This is a genomic window from Kocuria rhizosphaericola, assembly GCF_044462205.1.
Classification (GTDB): Bacteria; Actinomycetota; Actinomycetes; order Actinomycetales; family Micrococcaceae; genus Kocuria; species Kocuria rhizosphaericola.
The window spans coordinates 1-4,425 of sequence record NZ_JBISWK010000120.1; the positions used below are offsets into that span (position 1 = coordinate 1).

The window sequence follows — 4,425 nt, forward strand, 5'->3', positions numbered from 1 at the left end:
CCGGCCGCGGCGGCAGAACCCTCAGCCGCGGATGCGCTCCATGCCGGGATCCACGAGCGGCTCGGCGCTGACCGTGGCCGGGACGCGCTTGCCGAGGTACTCGATCTCCACGCCGTCCCCCTCGGAGATCTCCGGCGGGAGCCAGGCGTAGGCGACCGGCCGGCCCACGGTGTAGCCGTAGACGGCGCTGGTGACGTAGCCGGCGGCGTCGCCGTCCACGTACACGGGCTCCTTGCCCAGGACCACGGAGCGGCCGTCGTCGATGGTCAGGCAGCGCAGCCGGCGCCGGACCTGGCCGTCCGAGGCCACGGCTTCCGAGCCCACGTAGTCGCCCTTGTCCTTCTTGACGGCGAAGTCCAGCCCGGCCTCGAGCGGAGTGTGCTCGGTGGTCATGTCGGTGCCCCACGAGCGGTAGCCCTTCTCCACGCGCAGGCTGTTGAAGGCCTCCCGGCCCGCGGGGACGATGCCGAACTCCTGGCCCGCCTCGTGCAGCAGGTCCCACAGGCGCAGGCCCTGATCCGCGGTGGTGTACAGCTCCCAGCCCAGCTCGCCCACGTAGGACAGGCGCATGGCAGTGACCCGCAGCCCGCCCACCCGGATCTGCTTGGTGCGGAAGTACTTCAGGCCCTCGTTGGAGAGGTCGTCGCGGGAGACCTTCGCCATGACGTCCCGGGCCCGCGGGCCCCACAGCCCGATGCAGCAGGTCTCGGCGGTGGTGTCCCGCACCAGCACCCAAGCGGTGGGGTCCTCGGCACTCTGCCGGGTGGCTTCGGCCGAGAGGTACCCCACGTCCACGGCGCTGTTGATGCCGGCCTGGAACAGCTCCTCGCTGAGCCGGGCGACGGTGATGTCGCTGCGGATCCCGCCCTTCTCGTCCAGCAGGAGGCAGTAGGTGACGGCCCCCGGCTTCCGCCGGACGTTGCCGGTGGTCAGCCGGTGCAGCAGGTCGGCGGCGCCCGGTCCCTCGACCGTCACGCGCTTGAGCGCGGTCATGTCGTACATCGCCACGGCGGTGCGGGTCTTCCAGGCCTCGACCGCCGCGATCGGCGAGTGGTACTTCGCCGCCCACGGGTCCCGCTCGGGCTCGCGCCACTCCTCGGGCAGCTGGTCCAGCAGCGCGGCGTTGGACTCGTACCAGTGGGGGCGCTCCCAGCCGTGGCTCTCCAGGAAGAACCCACCGAGCTCGATCTGCCGGGGGTAGAACGGGCTGAGCCGCAGGTTGCGCGGCGACTCCCGGGGCTGAAGGGGGTGGAGGACGTCGTAGATCTCGATGAAGTTCTGCTTGCCCGTCTCCTCGACGTACTCCGGCGAGAGCTGCACGTCGTCGAACCGGGTGGCCTCACAGCCGTGCAGGTCAGTCTCCGGGGTGCCCTCCACCAGCAGCTCGGCCACGGCCTTGGCCACGCCTGCGGAGTGGGTGACCCACACCGCCTCCGCGACCCAGAAGCCGGCGAGATCCGGGGACTCGCCGATGAGCGGGCCTCCGTCCGGGGTGAAGGAGAAGATCCCGTTGAAGCCCTCGGCCACCTCGCTGCCGCGCAGGCTGGGAAGGAAGCGCTGGCTCTCGGCCCACTGCGCGGTGAAGTCCTCGGGCGTGAAGTCCAGGCGGGAGGGCATCCGGTCGTGGGTGATGTCCCGGGGCGCGTAGTGGGGCAGATCGTCGAGGTCCACCGGCATCGGGCGGTGGGCGTAGGAGCCGATGCCGATCCGGTCCCCCCACTCCCGGTAGTACAGGTCCGCGTCCTGGTGCCGGAGGATCGGCAGGGTCGCGCCGTTCGGGGCGTCGTGCTTGCCCACGAGCTCCGGGACCGCGGAGGTGAAGACGTACTGGTGGGCCAGCGGCAGGATGGGGCAGGGCATGCCGGCCATCTCGCCGATCGCCGGTCCCCAGAACCCGGCGCAGGAGACGACGATGTCGGCCGACACGGTTCCCTCGGACGTGGTCACGCCGGTCACGCGGCCGTTGGCCCGCTCGATCCCGGTCACGGTCGTCTCCGCGCAGTAGGTCACGCCGGCGCGGGTGGTGCGGTCGATGAGCACCCGCACAGCCTGGGCCGCCAGGGCGAGACCGTCCGTGGGGACGTGGTAGCCGCCCAGCACCATCTCGGGGTTGACCAGGGGGTGCTGCGCCAGCACCTCCTCGGGGCTGAGCAGCCGGCCCTCGAGACCCCACGACGTCGCGTAGCCCACCTTGCGCTTGAGATCCTCCAGACGCTCCGGCGTGGTGGCCACCTCGAGGCCGCCGACCTGGTTGAAGCAGCCCAGGGACACGAGCTTTTCCACCGTGTACTGCGCCAAGTGCGTCATCGTGCGGGACGGGGTCGTCTGGTAGACGAGGCCGGGGGCGTGCGACGTCGAGCCTCCCGGAAGGGGCAGCGGGCCCTGCTCGAGGACGGTGACGTCCGTCCAGCCGCGCTGGACGAGCTCGTCGGCAAGGTTGGTGCCGACGATGCCGGCTCCGATGATGACGACGCGAGGGGTGGTGCTCATGGATGGTTCTCCTGACCTGCGGGTGTCTTGCGGGGTCGGCCGGGGATTCAGCTCGACTGGGAATCGTGGCCGTGGGCGGTGAGCCCGGGCGGCAGGTTCGGTGCCTCGGGCGACTCCTCGACCATGATGTCGCCGTCCACGACGGCCACCTTGTGGGTCCGGACGGGGAGCTTCGCCGGCGGCGCGTCCACCTTGCCGGTGCGGAGGTCGAACTTGGACGCGTGCAGCGGGCACTCGACCTCGCAGCCCTCCACCCAGCCGTCGGCGAGCGAGGCGTCCTGGTGGGTACAGGTGTCGTCGATGGCGAACAGCTCGCCCTCCTCCGTGTGGAACACGGCGATGGGCGGGACGGTGTCGAGGCGCAGGGCGTCACCGGGTGCGAGGTCCTTGAGGGGACAGGCCTTGTGCATCGGAGGGGATCCTTTCCGGAGTGGGACGGGCCTGCCGCGCCGAGCGTTTCCACTCCGGCCCAACCGGCTCACCATGAGCAACACGTGTTGCTATGTGCAACATCGTGGGGACGGCGACCGGGCGCTGTCAAGAGATGGACCCGCACGGATTCGTGATCGGGCTCACAGGACGACGTTTTGTTAATTTCTCGCGACGTATTGCCGAAACCTCTTGACGGACTCTGTGGCGCGGCTCACTCTGAATCTCACATTACGAATCGTGTTGCACAGCTTGCGAGCCAGATTCGGGGCCGGACGCTTCTCGTCATCGGCCCGGCTCGTCAGTCATCCGTTGTCAGTCTTTCGAAAGGGGTCCTCCATGGAGTCCCTCGTCATTGTCGGGGCGTCCCTGGCCGGTCTCTCGGCCGCCCGGGCCGCCCGGAACCTCGGCTTCGGTGGGCGCGTGGTGATCATCGGTGATGATCCGCACCGCCCCTACGACCGCCCGCCGCTGTCCAAGGACTTCCTGGCCGGGCGGATCGAGATCGAGGACCTGGCCCTGGAGACCGACACCGACGCCCTGGAGGCGGAGTGGATCCTCGGGACCCGGGCGGTGTCCTTCGACCCGGCCACCCGCACGGTCCACCTCCAGGACGGGCGCACGGTCCACGCCGAGGCCCTGGTCATCGCCACCGGCGCCTCGCCCCGGTCGCTGCCCCAGATCGCGGCGGCGGACAACGTGGTGACCCTGCGCACCATCGCCGACGCGCAGAAGCTGCGCACGCTGGTGCGCGCGGGGGGCCGGATGGTGGTCGTGGGCGCCGGGTTCATCGGCGCCGAGGTCGCCTCCACCGCCCACACCCTGGGCATGGAGGTCACCGTGCTGGAGAAGTCCCCCACCCCGCTGTGCGGGCCGCTGGGCGCGCAGCTGGGCGCTGTCGTGGCCGGACTGCACGAACGCGCCGGGGTCGAGCTGATCTGCGGGGCCGACATCGAGGAGTTCGAGCTCGCCGGGGACACGGTCTCCGCGGTGCGCCTGGCCGGCGGGCGCGTGCTGCCCGCCGACGTGGTGGTCGTGGGCATCGGGGCCGTGCCCAACACCGCCTGGCTGGAGAGCTCCGGGATCGAGCTCGGCAACGGCGTGGTCTGCGACGCGACCGGGGCCACCAGCATCCCCGGGGTCGTGGCCGTCGGCGACTGCGCCGCGTGGTGGGAGCCGGTCACCGGCCGCCACCAGCGCGTGGAGCACTGGACCGGCGCCGCCCAGCGCCCGGCCGTGGCCGTGGGCGCGCTGCTGGGCGCGGAGGCCGGGACCCTGCCGGCGGTGAAACCCCCGTACTTCTGGTCCGACCAGTACGGCACCCGCCTGCAGTTCGCCGGCGACGCCTCCCGCAGCGACCGGGTCGCCTACGAGCACGGCGGCCCGGGCGAGGACTCCCTGCTGGCCGTCTACTACGCCGGGGACCACCCGGTCGCGGTCCTGGCCTGGAACCAGACCAAACTCTTCTGCCGCTGGCGCAAGACCATCGAGAAACTCGCCACCACC

3 protein-coding genes are annotated in these 4,425 nt (G+C 71.1%); 1 reads left to right on the plus strand and 2 read right to left on the minus strand.

Features of this window, described 5'->3' with window-relative positions:
* Positions 1-21 precede the first annotated feature (21 nt).
* Positions 22-2,490: an FAD-dependent oxidoreductase gene (locus ACH9D2_RS12205; protein ID WP_396363069.1), complete on the minus strand. Its 2,469-nt coding sequence runs from the start codon at positions 2,488-2,490 to the stop codon at positions 22-24.
* Between the two features lie 47 nt (positions 2,491-2,537).
* Positions 2,538-2,900 carry a bifunctional 3-phenylpropionate/cinnamic acid dioxygenase ferredoxin subunit gene (locus ACH9D2_RS12210; protein ID WP_396363070.1) on the minus strand — a complete coding sequence of 121 codons (363 nt, stop codon included), beginning with the start codon at positions 2,898-2,900 and terminating at the stop codon, positions 2,538-2,540.
* A 358-nt stretch (positions 2,901-3,258) separates the two neighbouring features.
* Between ACH9D2_RS12210 and ACH9D2_RS12215 the strand changes: the two genes are divergently transcribed.
* Positions 3,259-4,425: NAD(P)/FAD-dependent oxidoreductase (locus ACH9D2_RS12215; RefSeq protein ID WP_396362710.1), on the plus strand; the 1,167-nt coding region annotated here is incomplete at its 3' end.

What these genes read in the sequence shown, in the direction of transcription:
- ACH9D2_RS12205 (WP_396363069.1), bottom strand. Translation starts at nt 2,490, where the DNA reads ATGAGCACCACCCCTCGCGTCGTCATCATCGGAGCCGGCATCGTCGGC.
- ACH9D2_RS12210 (WP_396363070.1), bottom strand. Translation starts at nt 2,900, where the DNA reads ATGCACAAGGCCTGTCCCCTCAAGGACCTCGCACCCGGTGACGCCCTG.